At 66.7% G+C, this 351-nt stretch carries 1 protein-coding gene; it reads right to left on the bottom strand.

All coding sequences use genetic code 11. The annotated features are described in order from the left end of the window. Positions 1–112: 112 nt before the first annotated feature. A partial coding sequence (locus A2J03_RS09650; protein ID WP_156520302.1) for a GNAT family N-acetyltransferase occupies positions 113–351 on the bottom strand: 239 nt, incomplete at its 5' end.

The raw sequence follows: 351 nt of genomic DNA, 5'->3' as shown, positions 1-351 counted from the left end.
ACGGCGACTGGACAGGCCCAGCGTCCGCGACGCTCATCGGGGTGGGTAGGACCGCGCGTTCAGCAGTGACTGCACTCGCGGAGACGCTGTCGTGAATCCGGCGGGCCCGCACTCAGTCCGCGCGGCGGCGTTCGAGCATGACGGTGTCGCGCCAGACGCCGTCGAGCTGGGCGACACGCTCACGGATCCCGACCGTTCGATATCCCGACGAATGATGCAGCGCGATGCTTGCGCGGTTCTCGGGAAAGATCGACGTCTGCAGCGTCCACAGACCAGCAGCATCGGCTTCGTTGACCTGCTTGTGTATCAGCGACTTTCCCACGCCGCGGCCGCGGAACCCGTCCCCTACGT

Source organism: Rhodococcus sp. EPR-157 (genome assembly GCF_001647195.1).
Taxonomy (GTDB): domain Bacteria; phylum Actinomycetota; class Actinomycetes; order Mycobacteriales; family Mycobacteriaceae; genus Rhodococcoides.
This window is presented reverse-complemented; position numbering and strand designations above follow the sequence as displayed.